Source organism: Alteromonas sp. H02 (genome assembly GCF_059682525.1).
In genome coordinates this window covers 1,477,437-1,493,820 of sequence record NZ_CM185021.1, presented here as the reverse complement: position 1 = coordinate 1,493,820, position 16,384 = coordinate 1,477,437, and the positions used below count along the sequence as shown (strand labels likewise).

The window sequence follows — 16,384 nt, the reverse complement described above, 5'->3', positions numbered from 1 at the left end:
GTTTTTAATAACAGCATTAAATAATAATTAAATGCTCACCATCCACATCTATTCGAATAGTTGATTCTGGCAATATCGCGCCAGACAACAGTTGTTGCGCTAACGGATTTTCGACCTGAGTCTGAATAGCACGCTTGAGCGGACGAGCTCCGAAAACCGGATCAAACCCAGCATCAGCCAGTTTATCCATTGCTCCTGCAGACAGCTCAAGTTTATAACCTTTGTCTGCCAGCCGAGCTCGTAGTGAAGCCAGCTGGATTTTTGCAATCGATTTAATTTGCTCTTTACCCAGCGGATGGAACACCACTATATCGTCTACCCGGTTAATGAATTCCGGCCGGAAATGCTGACCAACCACGTTCATCACCATGGATTTCATTTCTTCGTACTGATTTTCCTGATGCTTATCCTGGATAATATCGGAGCCCAGGTTAGACGTCATGATCACTACGGTATTCTTGAAATCTACGGTACGACCCTGACCGTCTGTTAAGCGACCGTCATCCAGCACCTGCAGCAGAATATTAAACACATCCGGATGGGCTTTCTCTACCTCATCAAGCAGGATCACAGAATAAGGCTTACGGCGAACCGCTTCGGTTAGATAACCGCCCTCTTCGTATCCTACGTAGCCTGGAGGCGCACCTACCAAGCGAGCCACGCTGTGTTTTTCCATAAACTCCGACATATCTATGCGGACCATGGCTTCTTCGGTATCAAACATAAAACCGGCCAGTGATTTACACAGCTCTGTTTTACCCACCCCGGTTGGCCCTAAGAACAGGAACGAGCCAATTGGCCGATTGGGATCGGCAAGCCCGGCACGTGACCGGCGAATAGCATTAGATACGGCATTTACCGCTTCATGCTGACCGACTACCCGCTTATGCAGCACATCCTCCATGCGCAGTAGCTTGTCTCGTTCACCCTCGAGCATCTTAGATACCGGAATACCGGTCCAGCGTGAAAGCACATCAGCAATTTCGGCATCCGTCACCCGGTTTTTCATCAACAGGGTTTCTTTATTCTCGTTTTCAGCGGCTTTTTCCAGCTTCATCTCAAGCTCGGGAATACGGCCGTACTGCAGCTCAGACATCCGGTTTAAGTCGGATGCACGGCGGGCAATCTCTAAATCCAGCTTGGCTTGTTCAAGCTCAGACTTGATTGACTGGGTGCCCTGCATGGCTTCTTTTTCTTCTTTCCAGATCTTCTCCAGATCGGCGAATTTAATTTCTGCCTGTTCGCGCTCCAGTTCAATCATCTCGAGTCGCTTATGACTGGCATCATCGGTTTCTTTCGCCAGCGCCTGCTCTTCCAGCTTGAGCTGGATGATACGGCGCTCCAGTCGATCCATTTCTTCTGGTTTGGAATCAATCTGTAAACGAATACTCGACGCTGCCTCATCAATCAAATCGATAGCCTTATCGGGTAACTGCCGGTCGCTGATGTAACGATGGGACAAGGTTGCCGCCGCCACGATGGCTGGGTCAGTAATATCTACCGAGTGGTGCAGTTCGTAACGTTCTTTTAAACCCCGCAGTATTGCGATAGTGTCTTCTACGCTTGGTTCATTTACGAGTACTTTCTGGAAACGGCGCTCCAGCGCAGCATCTTTCTCGATATACTGGCGATATTCATCCAGCGTGGTCGCGCCTACGCAGTGAAGTTCACCACGGGCTAGTGCCGGTTTGAGCATATTGCCGGCGTCCATGGCACCGTCTGACTTGCCGGCCCCCACCATGGTATGTAATTCATCAATAAACAGAATGACGCGGCCTTCTTCTTTGGCAAGCTCATTGAGCACTGCTTTAAGGCGCTCTTCAAACTCACCACGATATTTAGCCCCTGCCACCAACGCGCCCATATCAAGGGAAAGTACCCGCTTGTCTTTTAAGCCTTCGGGCACTTCGCCATTGATAATCCGTTGGGCTAGTCCTTCAACAATGGCGGTTTTACCCACGCCAGGTTCACCGATTAATACCGGGTTATTTTTAGTGCGGCGCTGCAGAACCTGAACTGTACGGCGAATTTCATCGTCACGACCGATCACCGGATCCAACTTACCCTGTTCGGCACGCTCAGTGAGATCGGTGGTGTACTTTTCTAATGCCTGACGAACGTCTTCTGCGTTAGGGTCGGTGACTTTCTGTCCGCCGCGCATATCATCAATAGCTTTTTCAATGGCTTCTTTGGTAACACCCAATTCGCGGAAAATATCGCCTAAACGGCCTTTATCCTGAATACCTGCCAACACGAATATTTCAGATGTGATGTAGTCATCTTTGCGCTGCTGGGCGATCTTGTCACACAGGTTGAGTAAAACAACGCTGTCTTTGCCTAACTGTACTTCACCGCCAATTCCTTCTACCCGAGGCAGTCTCTCGATGGCCTGGGAAAGTGCGGAGCGTAGCGCATTTACATTTACGCCAGCCTGATCCAGCATGGAACGAACGGTGCCGCCCTGCTGATTTAACAATGCTGTCATTAAATGCACGGGCTCGATAAACTGATGATCTCTGCCCAAAGCAAGAGACTGCGCATCTGAGATCGCAATCTGGAACTTGCTGGTAAATCTATCTAAACGCATGGAAACCTCTTTTAACCGTGCTAATAACCTTGCTCTCTTTATGGGTATGAACAAATCCGGATTCAAGTAACCTGTATAAAAATTATGCGCAAATAAATACATAATTTGCGTCAGGTCAGGTATCCGGCTGATGTTAAGTATGGCTGAATTTGGGCGGGTTTAAAGGCAGAATAAAAAGCCGCCTGCAAATGCAGACGGCCAGCAGAAACAAATAGTTAGTCTTTACCTAAGGTAGAAAAGAAACTATCGCTGTTCCAGGCAGGACGTTCAGGCGCGTTGGCCAAATCCCGGGCAATGGCGTAGTTAATTTCAACAAATTGCGCGGCCCACTCATAATCAATCGGTAAATTTAAATCGTCCGAAGGCATGTGGTAATGCTTAGCCAGGAAAGTTTGCGGTGACACGGCCAGGGCATCTTTTACTTCAGTCGCCAGACTCGGCACTAAGAAGACGGCCGGAACACCCTGTTTAACAAAACTGTACTGGTCGCTGCGAACAAATATGGCCTGCTCAGGCATCGGATCTTCAATCAGCTTCATTTCATTTTTCAGTAAGGTACTGCTAACTGTATCCTCCAGTGAGCTATGGGTGGCGCCAAAGGCAATGATCTCGTTGGTTCGGTAAGTCAGGATAGGCATATCCAGATTCACATTGGCTACAATGTTATCAATGGGCACCGTAGGATAAGTGGCGTAATATTCAGAGCCTAACAGGCCCTTTTCTTCACCGGTCACAAAAGCAAAGATCACCGAACGTTTAGGCTTTTCTTTGGCATGATGGAATTCATGAGCGATTTCCAGCAGTGTGGATACGCCACTGGCATTATCCATGGCGCCATTGTTAATTTTATCTTTTAACACTGAGTTTTTGCTCACACCAATGTGATCTGAGTGTGCGCTAAGAATGATAAACTCATTTTTAAGCTTGGGATCAGAGCCCTCAATCACGCCAATAACATTGGGGCTGGTTGTTTCACTGTGTACCGATTTCTTTTCCAGCGTGGCTGTCAGCCCCATTGGCCGCGGCGTCAGCGACTCATTATTTTCGATTTTCTCAAAAATGGCTTCCAGGTCGATGCCGGCCATCTCAAACAGGATTTTACCTGCTTCCAGGCTTAACGTTGCACCGCCTTTCAGCTCTGGGTAACCGTTGTTTACTTCTCCCTCTTTGGTTAGCCAGCGGGTAGACGGTGTTTTGACATATAATTTGCGCTTCTCGAAGGGTGACACTTTTTCAGAGGTTGGCGTGCTTACCACTATGGTCCCGATAGCACCGCTTTTTACCAGGCTGTCAGCAATCAAACGACGAAAATGGGAGCCTTCCTCACTGGGGAAGTCATGCGGTCTGTCAGACAAAATCACCGCTATTTTGCCCTCTAAATCAATATTTTCGTAATCGTTGTAATTAAGGTACGGCGCATCAATACCAAACCCGGCAAACACCAGCTCGCCGGACACACTGGATGTTTCGCTGTTGATGTCGGCGCTCATGAGCATATTTTGCATAAACTCAAATTCAACGGACTCATCGCCGTCTGAGACCACCATTTTGGGTGATGACATATCCAGAGTCGCCTGTTTAAAAGGCACTACCTGATAGTAACTGCCATCTTCACCGGCGGGTGCAACACCCATCTTTTGCAGCTCACTGGCAATATACAGTGACGCAAAGTCATGCCCTATACTACCAGTATCGCGACCGGCCAGCAGATCGTCGGCAAGCAACATCATATGGCCTTTAAAGCGTTCTGGTGAAGCCGCATCTACGGCACTGGCGCATAGCAATGATGCAGTTACGCCAACCAAACACGAGATTATTTTTTTCAACTGTCGTCTCCTTAACTTTTTTATTGTTTATAAGCTGTTACAAGCTTAATAGTAGGAGATAGGCAAAAAGGTGTACAGCAATTACCGCTATACGCCACGCAGACCTATCACACTGACCATTCTGCCGGTTTGCTGCTGTTGTTGATGGGTTGCCTGACGGTGCGAAAAGAATCGCTCATCGGCATAGGTACAAAGCGCTGACGGCGTGATGTGTTGTACGCCAAGCGAAGCTAACTGACTGTGCGCTATCATTGGCAGATCGAGCAGATATTTACCGGCATCACAAGAGCGAATGATAGCTCCCGGATACTGACTGAAATGACGGGCCACCTGCTCAGTCACTTCGTAGCAAGCCTGTGAAATAGCCGGCCCTATCCAGGCGAGCAACGTATTGGCCGGCGATTGCATCGCGGCAATCGTGTGCTCAATCACTTTCAGGTGCAACCCTTTCCAACCAGCATGAATGGCGGCCACTTCTGAGCCATCCTGATTACAAAGAAGTACCGGCACACAATCGGCTGTCATCACAGCACAAAAATGCCCGGCGGAACGACTTACCGCTGCATCAGCTTCTGTTTGTGTGGTAGGTAATTGCACTACCCGATGGCCGTGCACCTGATTTAACCAGTGCAGTTTTTCATGATGGGGGAGCAAACCGCGGTTGCGACTGACTTGCTCAGCACTGTCGCCCACATGGTTACCAACGTTAAGACTCGCGTAATTGCCATCACTACAGCCGCCATGGCGTGTGGTGGTGTAGGCCACCACATTCGCCGGCGCCTGCCAGGTTGGCCAAATCAGCGGAAGATCAGAGCTCATCCAGTCCAAATTGCTTAGTATCTTCGCGGGTACTTTCAATCAGGCTGACCATATCCTCTGGTAACGGTGCCTGCCAGGTCATCCACTCATCCGTTTGGGGATGGTACAAAGATAACTGAGCGGCGTGCAGCGCCTGACGTTTGAAGTTTCTCAGCGTATCGGCAAACTCTTCGCTGGCTCCTTTGGGCAGACGCCAGCGGCCACCGTACACCGGGTCGCCAACCAAGGGATGTTTGATATAAGCCATATGAACGCGGATCTGATGAGTCCGGCCAGTTTCCAGTTTTAAACGCAGATGAGTATGAGCGCGGAATTTTTCGATAACCCGATAGTGTGTCACCGCGGGTTTACCGAACTCGCGGACTGCCATATGCGTGCGCTTGGTGGCATGACGACCAATCGGCGCATCCACAATGCCCCCGGCAATCATGGTGCCAAAGGCCAGGGCTTCATACTCACGGCTCATCACTCTTGACTGTAATTGTTCCACCAGGTGAGTTTGCGCAGGTAAGGTTTTGGCAACTACCATCAGGCCGGTAGTGTCTTTATCGAGACGATGAACAATCCCGGCTCTGGGTACTTTATCAATGCCCGGTACATGAGCCAGCAGTGCATTAAGCAGTGTGCCGTCCTGATTACCGGCACCAGGATGTACCACCAGATCGGCCGGTTTGTTGATTACCAGGATGCTGTCATCCTCGTAAACGATGTCCAGCTCTATTTTTTGCGGCGCATTGGCAACCTGCTGGGTAATCTCAGCTTCAATCCCGATTGACTCATCACCGGTCATTTTTTGACGCGGGACTTTGCACACTTCGCCATTTACCGTTACATTACCTGCCAAAATCCATTCTTTTAGCTTTGAACGGGAATAATCAGGGAACAAATCTGCAATTACCTGATCTAACCTCAATCCAAAGTGTTGGAATTCGGTTTGCGCTGCTAATGAAATCTGTGAACTTTGTTGTACCATAACCGCCTATAGAGAGAACACAAAAGGCAGATTATAACAGGTTTGGCAGCTGAGGCTGTTTTCTTTTGGAGTTTATGTGGTGTTTGCGTTTAAGAGTACGTTAAAATGCCAGATAGAGAACTGTTTTACCCTTGCAGTAAAATTAATTGTGTACCAGGAACCAGTAGTACTATGAAAATAAACCGTTGCATTGCCCCCCTGCTAATTAGCGTTTTGTTAGCCGTGACAGGGTGTTCATCCTCAAGCAAAGAAGATCAGGTGATGAATGCAAACCTGGGTGCGCAGGCACTTTACGACAAAGCGCGTCAGAGCATGGCGAATGGCAACTTTGCCGCAGCTGCCGACTCACTGAGTGCGCTGGACTCCCGCTTTCCATTCGGTCCGCTATCTCACCAGGTGCAGCTGGATCTGGTTTACAGCTATTATAAATCCGGCAAAATTGACCAGACTCTGGCCACTATCGACCGTTTTATTCGCTTAAACCCTAACCATGCTGATGTGGATTATGCGTTTTATATGCGCGGGCTGACTAATATGGAAGCCGACAATAACTTGTTTCAGGAATTGGTTGGCATCGACACCACCGACCGCGATCCGAGCAAATCCAAACAGGCTTTTGAAGACTTCAGACGTTTAATTCAGCAATACCCAGACAGTAAATATGCTGCCGATGCCCGCCAGCGTATGGTGTTTATTAAAAACCGTCTGGCCAGCTACGAAATCTCTATCGCGCGCTTCTATATGCGTCGTGAAGCTTTCATTGCAGCTGCTAACCGTGGCCGATATGTACTGGAGTATTACCCTGATTCAGATCAGGTGCAGCAGGCACTGGAAATTATGGTGTCCTGCTATGACCAGTTAGAACTCACTGAGTTACGTGATAACGCCATGAAAACGCTGAAACTGAACTTCCCGGACAGCGAATTTATCAGTTAATTACAAGCTAGCAATAGCAATCAAAAAGCAGCGTAAAGCTGCTTTTTTGTGCAGTAAACAAAATTACGTCAACTTCACCGACGTATCAGCTGTTAATAAACTCGACAAACTCCACCAGCGGTAGAGGTTTACTGTAAAGGTACCCCTGGGCTAATTCACAGTTTTCATTCTCCAGAAAGGCGTGCTGCTCAGAGTTTTCTACACCTTCGGCGACCACCTGGCAATTCATGTCCCGGGCGATTGAAATGATACTGCGGGTAAGGTTACTGCTCGAGCCATCCGCGGGAACATTCGCGATAAAGCTGCGGTCTATTTTTAAGGTATCGATTGGTAAGCGGTTTAAGTAGGATAACGAAGAATAACCGGTACCAAAATCGTCCAGCGCTAGGGTAAACCCCGCTTCCTTTAAGCTCACCAGGGTGTTTATATCCACGTCAATCAGAGCTGTTTCGGTTAATTCAATTTCAAAGCGCTCGGCACTTAAGTCAAACTCAGTAAGTACTCTGCGCAAGGACTTGAGCAAATTTTCATCGGCCAATTCCCCCGCAGAGATGTTCACCGCCAGTCGGAACGATCCTGATACAAATGGACCTATATGGGTAAAGGCTTCACAGGCTTTTACCAGAATGCAGTGGGTTAAACGGCTCATAAACCCAGCCTGTTCGGCCAGCGGAATAAAAACATCCGGCGCGATACGCTCATCATTCGCAGTTGTCCAGCGCGCCAGCACTTCTGCCCCTTCAACTGCGCCATTAAACAAATTAACCTTGGGTTGTAAATGCACGTCGAGCTTTCGGTTATCAATTGCTTCTCTGAGCATACTCTCGAGCGTCAGTGACGAGCGTCGCTTTTCAGTCATGGATTCCTGATAAGCCTTCACCGTGCCTTTACCTATCCCTTTAGCCCAGTACAGGGCAGTATCCGCCTGTTGGTAGAGCTCGGTAAGGGTGCAGGCAAAGGCCGGAAACAGACTAATGCCGATACAGCAATCCACATACACCGGTACATAGGCGTCAATATCACTCGGAAAGCTAACCTGTAATCGCATTGCATTGGCTAATTTAAGGGCTTCACCAACGGTTCTGATATCTTCACAGTAAACCGAGAATTCGTCCCCGCCGATTCGAAACAGCCTGGCGCCGGCTGGCAGTACCAGAGACAGTCTGCGCCCAACCTCCATTAGCAACTTATCACCCTTAAAATGACCCAGACTGTCATTCACCTGCTTGAAGTTATCCAGATCAATCAGTAACAGTGCAGCCTGACGAAAGTCTGAAGCCTCTTGTTTGGTGGACTCTGCCAGCAGCCGCTGCAGCGCCCGCCGGTTAGGTAACCCGGTCAGTACGTCATGGTGAGCCATATGCCGCAATTCCTCGCGAACATCAACAAGTTCGGAGATATCCGTTAGCGAAGCTGTGTAATTACTCGCTTGTTGATGGCGGTCCAGCACTGTTACCAGGGTCAGTAAACCAAAATGCGCTTTGTTACCAATAGTCCAGGAAACCTCAGCCGACCAGGATTTACGCTCCGCAAGTTGTGTCTGAACCTGGGAGAGGCTGACCGGCGGTGAAAACAAATCAAACAACGGCTTATGGATTAGTCCGCCCGCGTGCGTGACACCCAAAAGATGTTCCAGTGCCGGGTTTGTTGACACAATCTGAAAATCGCTGTCGAGCACCACCATTCCCTCACGACTGTGCTCAACGACAGTCCGGGCCTGTAAAAGTTGCTGCTCGTTTTGCTCAAGTTTGCGCACGATACTGGTTGAGCTGGCTAACAATATTCGCCAGTCAAGCAAAGGATCATTAAGCGCTTTTTGCATACGGTTTTTGTTGGTTAACATAAACAAAAACAGATAGCTGCCGAAGGTAGCTGCAATAATGGCCTTACCGCTTAAATTACCAATGATCAGACCGAACACCTCACTGGACACTCCCAATGCCAACACCGGAAACAGCACACCATCCATTAAAATGACACCAACAAAGCCCAGACTAAAAGCCAGGCTAAACAGGTGGTGGTTTGACAACATTCTTTTTAAGCGGTCGAAAACAAAAACCAGAAAATACAGTTCCGCAATGATGAGCAATGCGCCAAGCACAATTAATGGTAACGATACTTCAAATAACCCTGCGGGGACGTTAAGCGGATTGATTACTTCTGGCGCGTTGAGAGTTTCGGCTACGCTGGTAAATAGCAACACTTTAAAAATGGTAACCATCACCACCAGGCGCATAATGTTTTGCAAAATAAAGGGGTCGTTCTCTATAAATGCCATCATGATGCAAGCCATCATAAAGCCACCATAGGCAATAGTGCCACCGGATAGACTAATATCACCGGGTAGCAGCACGGAATAAACCGCGCCAAGGAATCCCCCCATGATAAGCACCAGACTGACATAAATATAAAGTGATACCCGCCGGGTCTGCGGATTTTTTTCAAATGTCAGGAGCAACGGGAACAGGCAATAAATACCAACCTGAACTAACAGCTGTACGAGCATTCAGATGCCACATCATTTACTTATCATGACAAACAGAATACCAATGAACCACAACAAGCACCACTGAGGATTATTACAGCCGGGAAATGTTGTCTGACGGGGTTGATGCAAAAAAGTAGAACAAAGATAAGTTTGTAGAGCGTAAACAAAAACAGGCCTTTCGGCCTGCCTGATTATCTAAAAAACAGATGACTGAACGGGTTGAGCAATCGGGCAATACCCGACGTAAAGTGAAGCGGTTGATCCACAATACTAAACACCAGACACCCTTCTACCGCTTGTGATGCAGGAGCATGAGTGTGCTGGCCATTCAGGTAAATAAAATCGCCTGAATCATACTCATTCATTCCGTCGCTAAACTCACCGTTAATGACCAGAGTCATCTCTGAACCGCGGTGAGTGTGCTCAGGAACGGAGCCGCCTTTTTCCATGAATATAAAATTAGCCACACCATCGTATCCCATATCCACCGGCGCTTGCCAGAGCTTACCGACCAGCGATGACCAATTGCCTTTTTTCTGGATCAGCCGATGCAGAGTTTTCGGCAATTCGAACGTTTTGCCATCCAACTCTATGGATGTGCTCTGAACATCCGTCCCCGCTGGCTTCCTGAGCGAAACGTCGGGCGCCTCAGCTACAGGCTGTTGCGTAATATTGGCCAGCATTAAATCAAACTGAGGGTCGTAGCTTTCCACTACATTCTCAAGTTCTAAATGGTCCATAGCAAACTCAGCCGTTTTTTCTTCGACCAGTTCCTGGCAGTATTTACACATATCGCAGTGGGCAGACACCATTAAAGACTCTGCTGGTGCCAGGGTTCCCGTCACAAACTGCTCAATGAGATCAGGGGTTGGGTGGAACTTAATCATAATCGCTTATCATACCTTTGAGACGTTGCAACGCTAGCCGTGTTCTTGACTTAACCGTACCAAGAGGGATATCCAATTCGTCAGCAATTTCCTGCTGTGACTTCCCATCTATATAAATCGCCTCTAATACAACTTTTTGTTTCTCTGGCAAATCTTCAAATAAGTGACCGATTTGCTCTAACGTTACCTGATCATCAAGCGCTTTCTCGTTTGCATCAGGCGTTTGCTCACAAAGTACCGGCCATAAATCATCGGCACAAATGTCTTCTTTACGGTTTTGTACTTTACGAAGCATATCAAAGCGGATATTTCTGGCAATGGTAAATATCCAGGTGGAGGGTGAGCCTTTTTCGGCATTAAAGAGGTGCGCTTTTTGCCACACATTTGACATGGTGTCCTGCACAAGCTCCATAGCCAACGCTTCGTTGCCAAGCTGCTTAAGCGCGTAGGACCGAAGTCTGGGCGCAAAAAAACCGAAGACTCTGGAGAAAGACACCTTGCATCTGTCTTGGGCTACCTTCACGAGGTAGTCAGACATTTCAACTGCACACTCTTTCGGTTCTACAGCGCTGTTTTCGTGTTCCAATGGTATTCCAACAAGCATAGTTTTCGGTCCGATTTGTTCCATATGTGCTAATGCATACGCAACAAAGGATGATCTGGATCAAAAATTTTTAACGCACCAAATCATTTATATAGTTTAGCACTTTATCGCAGTTTTGTTCGCTTAAAAACGCCTGCTTGTTGGCTGCGTCTACCGGCAGGAGTTCTAGCCAGCGATAGATTACCCATAAAGGTTCCGAGAACTTAAGCTCCGGATACAATCGGGCAATTTCGGGATATTTATCGTAGATGATTTGTAACTTATCGCGCAGAGGCTCTATCACGCCATCGTCAATTTCCGCCGTCCAGTCAGTAATTCGCTCTATAGAACCGGTACGCAAGCCATCCTCTTCGGTAGCAATGGAATTAACCCTTACGCAATACTGACCTTCAACCTTTATGCCCAACAGGCCATCCTCAAGCAAATCGAAGTCGATGATTTTACACAGGGTACCGATAGGAAAAATATGCTCATTCTTACTCAGGTCGCCACGGGAATTGAGCATACATAATACAAAACATCCGTCACCGGCACAGGCTTCCTTGACCATCCGAACATAGCGGGGCTCAAAAATCCGCAGCGCCATGTGGCCACCCGGCAACAAGTGAGCAGATAACGGAAACAAGGGCAAAACGACATCTTGCATAATTAATATCTTTGTCAAAGTGGTTATTGTAGTCAGTGTCACATACGCCGCGGTTTCTGTTTTGGATCTTAATAGTGCAATTAGATTATTACTGCGACGAAAATAAATGTAAAAGTGATGATCTAAGCCTTCTCTCTGTCGGTATTATCAAGCATAAACCCCAGTTATTACGGATTTTTTTGCAGTGACTTTTGAGGAACGCTTCAGACAGCTATATGCCGATCTCGCAAAGATCAGTATCAACGTCCTAAGCCTGGTTTACCACCAGGATATTGAGTTTGTCGATCCGGTAACAACTCACCGAGGTATAGGGGCGGTTAAGGGTTATTTCGCAAACCTGCTGGAATCGGTCGACTCATGTCAGTTCGACATCCACTCTCTCCTGTACACGGAAAAATGTGGGCCAGGCGGGTACACCCATGTCGTTGAATGGACCATGTTACTGCAGCTAAAAAACAAACCAAACACCATTTCAGTGGATGGCGTTTCGATGCTAAAAGTCCGTGATGACAAAATTCACTACCACCGAGACTATTATGACCTGGGTGAAATGGTTTACGAACATGTGCCCGTTCTTAGGTCTGTCATCGGTTTTATCAAAAAGAAGCTCGACTCATGAAAACGATTCTAATTACCGGCGCAACCTCCGGCATTGGCGAGGCTTTAGCAAACCATGCAGCTTCGTGTGGCTATCAGGTGCTTGCCTGTGGCCGCAATCAGGAAAAGCTCGACAAGCTTGCAAGACACCAGAATATTCAGCCGTTGCAATTTGATGTTACCGACGAGCAAGCCACCCAGTCAGCGTTGGCCGAAGTACGCTTTGACATTGCCGTGCTCAACGCTGGTACCTGCGAATATGTGGATTTACCGGTATTTGAGCCGGACATGTTCAGGCGGGTAATGGAAGTAAATTTTTTTGGCATCATTAATTGCGTAAGTGCGCTATTGCCAAACTGTCAGGCGGGCAATCAATTGGTCATTATCGATTCCATGGCAAGATTGTTTCCTTTTACCCGTAGCCAGGCATACGGCGCCAGCAAGGCGGCGGTTCATTATTTTACCCAAAGTATGAAAATCGACCTTAAATCGAAAGGGGTAATCGTTCAGTCGGTATCGCCTGGTTTTGTCGAAACCCCGTTAACCGATAAGAACGACTTTGAAATGCCAATGAAAATCACCGCAAAGGAGGCGGCCGAATCCTTGTTGAACGGCATTATCAAACAGCAGAGTAATGTATACTTCCCAACTGTGTTCGGGTTTATACTAAGAACGTTGTTCCGCTTACCTGGCCGGCTCCAGGTGTGGCTTTCATCACAATTACAATAAGGGATCTGGCGGATTTCCACATGAAAAAAAATATTGCCATCATTGGCTCAGGTATTTCAGGGTTAACCTGCGCTCACCTGCTGTACCAACAGCACAACATTACTCTGTATGAAGCCAATGATTATATTGGTGGCCACACCGCCACCAAAGACGTCAAGGTAAACGGGCAGTCCCGGGCTATCGATACCGGGTTTATTGTATTTAACGACTGGACCTACCCCAATTTTATTAAATTACTCACCAGACTAGGCGTGGAATACCAGCCTACCGAAATGAGTTTTTCGGTGCGTCATGAAGGCACTAACATTGAATACAACGGGCACAATCTGAATACCTTGTTCGCCCAACGGCGCAATCTGTTCCGGCCCCGGTTCTGGAAAATCGTAAAAGATATCGTACGCTTTAATAATCTGTGCAAAGAGACCATTGAGCAAGATCAGGATACCAGTTCGCAAACGCTGTCCTCATTTATTAAGGAACACGGGTTTAGCGAAGAATTTAGCGAACATTATATTTATCCGATGTGCGCAGCCATCTGGTCTGCCAGTCTGGAACAAACCAAGGCGTTTCCGCTGACCTTCTTTTTGCAGTTTTTCAATAACCACGGGTTGCTCAACATTAATGACCGGCCACAATGGTACACCATTAAAGGCGGTTCAAGGGAATACATAGCGCCACTGGTAAAGCCCTTTACTGACCGCATTCGACTGAGTACCCCGGTAAAACGAGTGGAACATAACACCGGTGGCGTTGCTGTTACGTCGATGGACGACCAGACAGACCAGTATGATGAAGTGATTTTTGCCTGCCATAGCGACCAGGCATTAGCCATGCTTGCTGCACCCACCGACGAGCAGCAACGCATACTTGGTGCCATCGGCTATGCCGAAAACGATGTCGTGCTGCACTACGACACCAGACAACTGCCGCAACGAAAGGCGGCGTGGGCGAGCTGGAATTACCGTTTAACCGGCGACCCGCAGGAGCAACAACGCCCTGCAGCAGTCACCTATGATATGAATATTCTACAACGGTTGGATGACGAAGAAACCTTTTGTGTGAGTCTCAATACTAAGGGGATACAAGCCGATAAAGTACTGGGCACTTATCGCTATGCCCATCCGCAGTTCAGTCCGACAATGGTAAGCGCTCAACAGCAAAGGGAGACCATTTGCGGGGTAGATGGTGTACACTTCTGTGGCGCCTACTGGTACAACGGTTTCCACGAAGACGGCGTGCGCTCGGCACTGGACGTTTGTGAACGATTTGGAGCCAGGTTGTAATGGATAGCGCGATCTGCACAGGTGTGGTGAATCACGAGCGGTTTAAGCCCACTCAGCATGCCTTTGCGTATGGCATTGCAATGATGTGGCTAAACCTTGATGAGGTCAATCAACTGGCGCATACCGTAAAGGGCTTTTCCAACACCGGCAGAGCCGCTTTCGAATTTCGCCGCAGCGACTACCTCGGCGACTCATCGCGGCCTCTCAAACAGGCGGTGATTGACAGAATAAATGAGCTCAATGAATCCGAGACATCGCTAACCGGCGATATTTTCCTGCTCGGTCAGGCCAGGCACTACGGACTGTATTTCAGCCCGGTTAATTTTTATTTTTTACGCCATAAAGTCACCGGGCAGTTCACCCATATGCTGGCTGAAGTCAGCAATACGCCCTGGAACGAAAGACATCATTACCTGGTTGATTTAAACAAACAGGAAAATACCCCCAAAGCGTTTCACGTATCGCCCTTTAACCCGGTGGATATGATGTACAAGTGGCATATTCAGCAACCCTCTGAAGCCTTCTCCGTGGGACTAAGTTGTTATAAGGAAAACAAGCACTTCACCGCAATAATGCATTTAAAACAAAAACCATTAAACTCAAATACAGTTAGAAACGTAATTAAATCAATACCGAATATGACACTAAGAACTGTCATCGGAATTTACTGGCAGGCGGTTAAATTATGGATAAAACGCACGCCGGTATATTCACATCCGATAAATAGTCAGGAATAACTCATGGCCAATAGTGAAACTGCGCTCGCTGCGCCCCTTACGTTTTCTTATGTTGAGCGATACAGTCGCCAAATTTTTATTAGTCTGATGCAATCTCTGCCTGAGGGGCATCTGGTGATTAAGGAAAATGGCAAACTGGTTGCTCAGTGTGGTAATCCGACGTGCGATCTGCACGCCGAAGTTGATATGCATTGCCCAACCGTGTACAAAAAGCTGCTGCTTGGCGGTAGTGTGGCCTCTGGTGAAACTTACACAGAAGGATTATGGACCAGCCCGGAGCTAACTAATGTTATCCGTATTTTTGCCCGTAATCTGCCTACGCTCGACCGCTGGGAATCACGGTTTAAGTGGCTTAGCTTCCCGTTTGACAAGCTGCAGCACCACTTGCGCCGCAATACTCACGATCAGGCCAAGAAAAACATTGCTGCCCACTACGATTTAGGCAATACCCTTTACACCCACTTTCTTGATGAAAGCATGATGTATTCGTCGGCTATTTATCCGGACGTTAATGCGTCGCTTGCTGACGCCCAGTTTCACAAACTACATACCATCTGCAAAAAATTACGTCTCACAGCCGATGATCACCTGATTGAAATTGGGACTGGCTGGGGAGGCCTGGCGGTCCATGCTGCTAAGCATTTTGGCTGTAAGGTAACCACCACGACCATTTCCGAAGAACAATTTGCCTACGCTAATGAGTGGGTGAAACGGGAGGGCCTCGAAGACCAGATCACCCTGCTCAAAAAAGACTACAGGTTGTTGGAGGGCACATACACCAAACTGGTTTCTATCGAGATGATTGAAGCTGTAGGCAAGCCGTACCTTAACCAGTTTTTCAACAAGTGTGCCAGCCTGCTAACCCCTGACGGTTTAATGCTATTGCAGTCGATTACTATCGATGATCGTCGCTACGACAGTTATCATAAAGGCGTCGATTTTATTCAGAAGCACATCTTCCCCGGTGGTTTCTTACCCTCTCAGCTGGTATTAAATCAGCACATTAAGCAAGCCAGCGATCTTTCTATTCGCGACATGCAGGACATTGGTCTCGACTATGCGCGAACTCTCAGAGATTGGTTTAACGCCTTTGTGGCAGCAAAAGAGAAGCTGGCTGTGCACGGCTATGATGAGCGCTTTGCCAGAATGTGGGAATACTACCTTAAATATTGCGAGGGAGGCTTTCTGGAGCGTTCCATCAGCACCGTACAATTGGTGCTGAGCAAACCGCGTTACGTAGATGAGCTTACCCGCTAAGCGGATAAGCGTGTA

14 protein-coding genes are annotated in these 16,384 nt (G+C 47.9%); 6 read left to right on the top strand and 8 right to left on the bottom strand.

From position 1 onward, the window contains the following. Nucleotides 1-16 precede the first annotated feature (16 nt). From clpB to rluD, 4 genes are all read right to left on the bottom strand, one after another. Nucleotides 17-2,587: an ATP-dependent chaperone ClpB gene (gene clpB, locus AC566Q_RS06805; protein ID WP_499615140.1), complete on the bottom strand. Its 2,571-nt coding sequence runs from the start codon at nt 2,585-2,587 to the stop codon at nt 17-19. A gap of 215 nt (nt 2,588-2,802) precedes the next feature. After that, nucleotides 2,803-4,413, bottom strand: a complete 1,611-nt coding sequence (locus AC566Q_RS06800; protein ID WP_499615137.1) for a M28 family metallopeptidase — start codon at nt 4,411-4,413, stop codon at nt 2,803-2,805. Nucleotides 4,414-4,500: 87 nt separating this feature from the next. Further along, a complete protein-coding gene (pgeF, locus tag AC566Q_RS06795; protein WP_499615135.1) occupies nt 4,501-5,232 on the bottom strand; it encodes a peptidoglycan editing factor PgeF in 732 nt (243 codons plus the stop codon). Then, the gene (rluD, locus tag AC566Q_RS06790) at nt 5,222-6,205 is read right to left on the bottom strand and encodes a 23S rRNA pseudouridine(1911/1915/1917) synthase RluD (RefSeq protein WP_499615132.1); all 984 of its coding nucleotides are present in this window, start codon (nt 6,203-6,205) and stop codon (nt 5,222-5,224) included. Before rluD ends, pgeF begins: the two co-directional genes overlap by 11 nt. 171 nt (nt 6,206-6,376) lie before the next feature. Between rluD and AC566Q_RS06785 the strand changes: the two genes are divergently transcribed. Next, nucleotides 6,377-7,141 (top strand): outer membrane protein assembly factor BamD, encoded by a 765-nt coding sequence (locus AC566Q_RS06785; RefSeq protein WP_105935659.1) that lies wholly within the window; start codon nt 6,377-6,379, stop codon nt 7,139-7,141. Between the two features lie 85 nt (nt 7,142-7,226). On the opposite strand, the gene AC566Q_RS06780 is transcribed toward AC566Q_RS06785, so the two are convergent. The 4 genes from AC566Q_RS06780 to AC566Q_RS06765 all read right to left on the bottom strand — a co-directional run bounded on the left by AC566Q_RS06780 (nt 7,227) and on the right by AC566Q_RS06765 (nt 11,766). Then, nucleotides 7,227-9,647, bottom strand: coding sequence for a putative bifunctional diguanylate cyclase/phosphodiesterase (locus AC566Q_RS06780; protein ID WP_499615129.1), 2,421 nt, complete (start codon nt 9,645-9,647; stop codon nt 7,227-7,229). A 173-nt stretch (nt 9,648-9,820) separates the two neighbouring features. Then, complete coding sequence (locus tag AC566Q_RS06775) at nt 9,821-10,516, bottom strand: ChrR family anti-sigma-E factor (protein WP_499615126.1); 696 nt, start codon at nt 10,514-10,516, stop codon at nt 9,821-9,823. After that, nucleotides 10,509-11,120: a sigma-70 family RNA polymerase sigma factor gene (locus tag AC566Q_RS06770; RefSeq protein WP_499617391.1), complete on the bottom strand. Its 612-nt coding sequence runs from the start codon at nt 11,118-11,120 to the stop codon at nt 10,509-10,511. Before AC566Q_RS06770 ends, AC566Q_RS06775 begins: the two co-directional genes overlap by 8 nt. Before the next feature lie 70 nt (nt 11,121-11,190). Continuing rightward, a complete protein-coding gene (locus tag AC566Q_RS06765) occupies nt 11,191-11,766 on the bottom strand; it encodes an LON peptidase substrate-binding domain-containing protein (RefSeq protein WP_499615123.1) in 576 nt (191 codons plus the stop codon). 184 nt (nt 11,767-11,950) lie between these two features. Between AC566Q_RS06765 and AC566Q_RS06760 the strand changes: the two genes are divergently transcribed. The 5 genes from AC566Q_RS06760 to AC566Q_RS06740 are packed head-to-tail and all read left to right on the top strand — an operon-like array spanning nt 11,951 to nt 16,369. Beyond that, complete coding sequence (locus AC566Q_RS06760; RefSeq protein ID WP_499615120.1) at nt 11,951-12,385, top strand: nuclear transport factor 2 family protein; 435 nt, start codon at nt 11,951-11,953, stop codon at nt 12,383-12,385. Further along, the gene (locus tag AC566Q_RS06755) at nt 12,382-13,092 is read left to right on the top strand and encodes an SDR family NAD(P)-dependent oxidoreductase (RefSeq protein WP_499615118.1); all 711 of its coding nucleotides are present in this window, start codon (nt 12,382-12,384) and stop codon (nt 13,090-13,092) included. The genes AC566Q_RS06760 and AC566Q_RS06755 overlap by 4 nt, the downstream gene beginning before the upstream one ends. A gap of 20 nt (nt 13,093-13,112) precedes the next feature. Then, a complete protein-coding gene (locus AC566Q_RS06750; RefSeq protein WP_499615115.1) occupies nt 13,113-14,375 on the top strand; it encodes an NAD(P)/FAD-dependent oxidoreductase in 1,263 nt (420 codons plus the stop codon). Then, nucleotides 14,375-15,112, top strand: coding sequence for a DUF1365 domain-containing protein (locus AC566Q_RS06745; RefSeq protein ID WP_499615113.1), 738 nt, complete (start codon nt 14,375-14,377; stop codon nt 15,110-15,112). The genes AC566Q_RS06750 and AC566Q_RS06745 overlap by 1 nt, the downstream gene beginning before the upstream one ends. 3 nt (nt 15,113-15,115) lie before the next feature. Beyond that, entirely contained in the window at nt 15,116-16,369 is a 1,254-nt protein-coding gene (locus tag AC566Q_RS06740; protein WP_499615111.1) for a class I SAM-dependent methyltransferase, read from the top strand. The last annotated feature ends 15 nt before the right edge of the window (nt 16,370-16,384 follow it).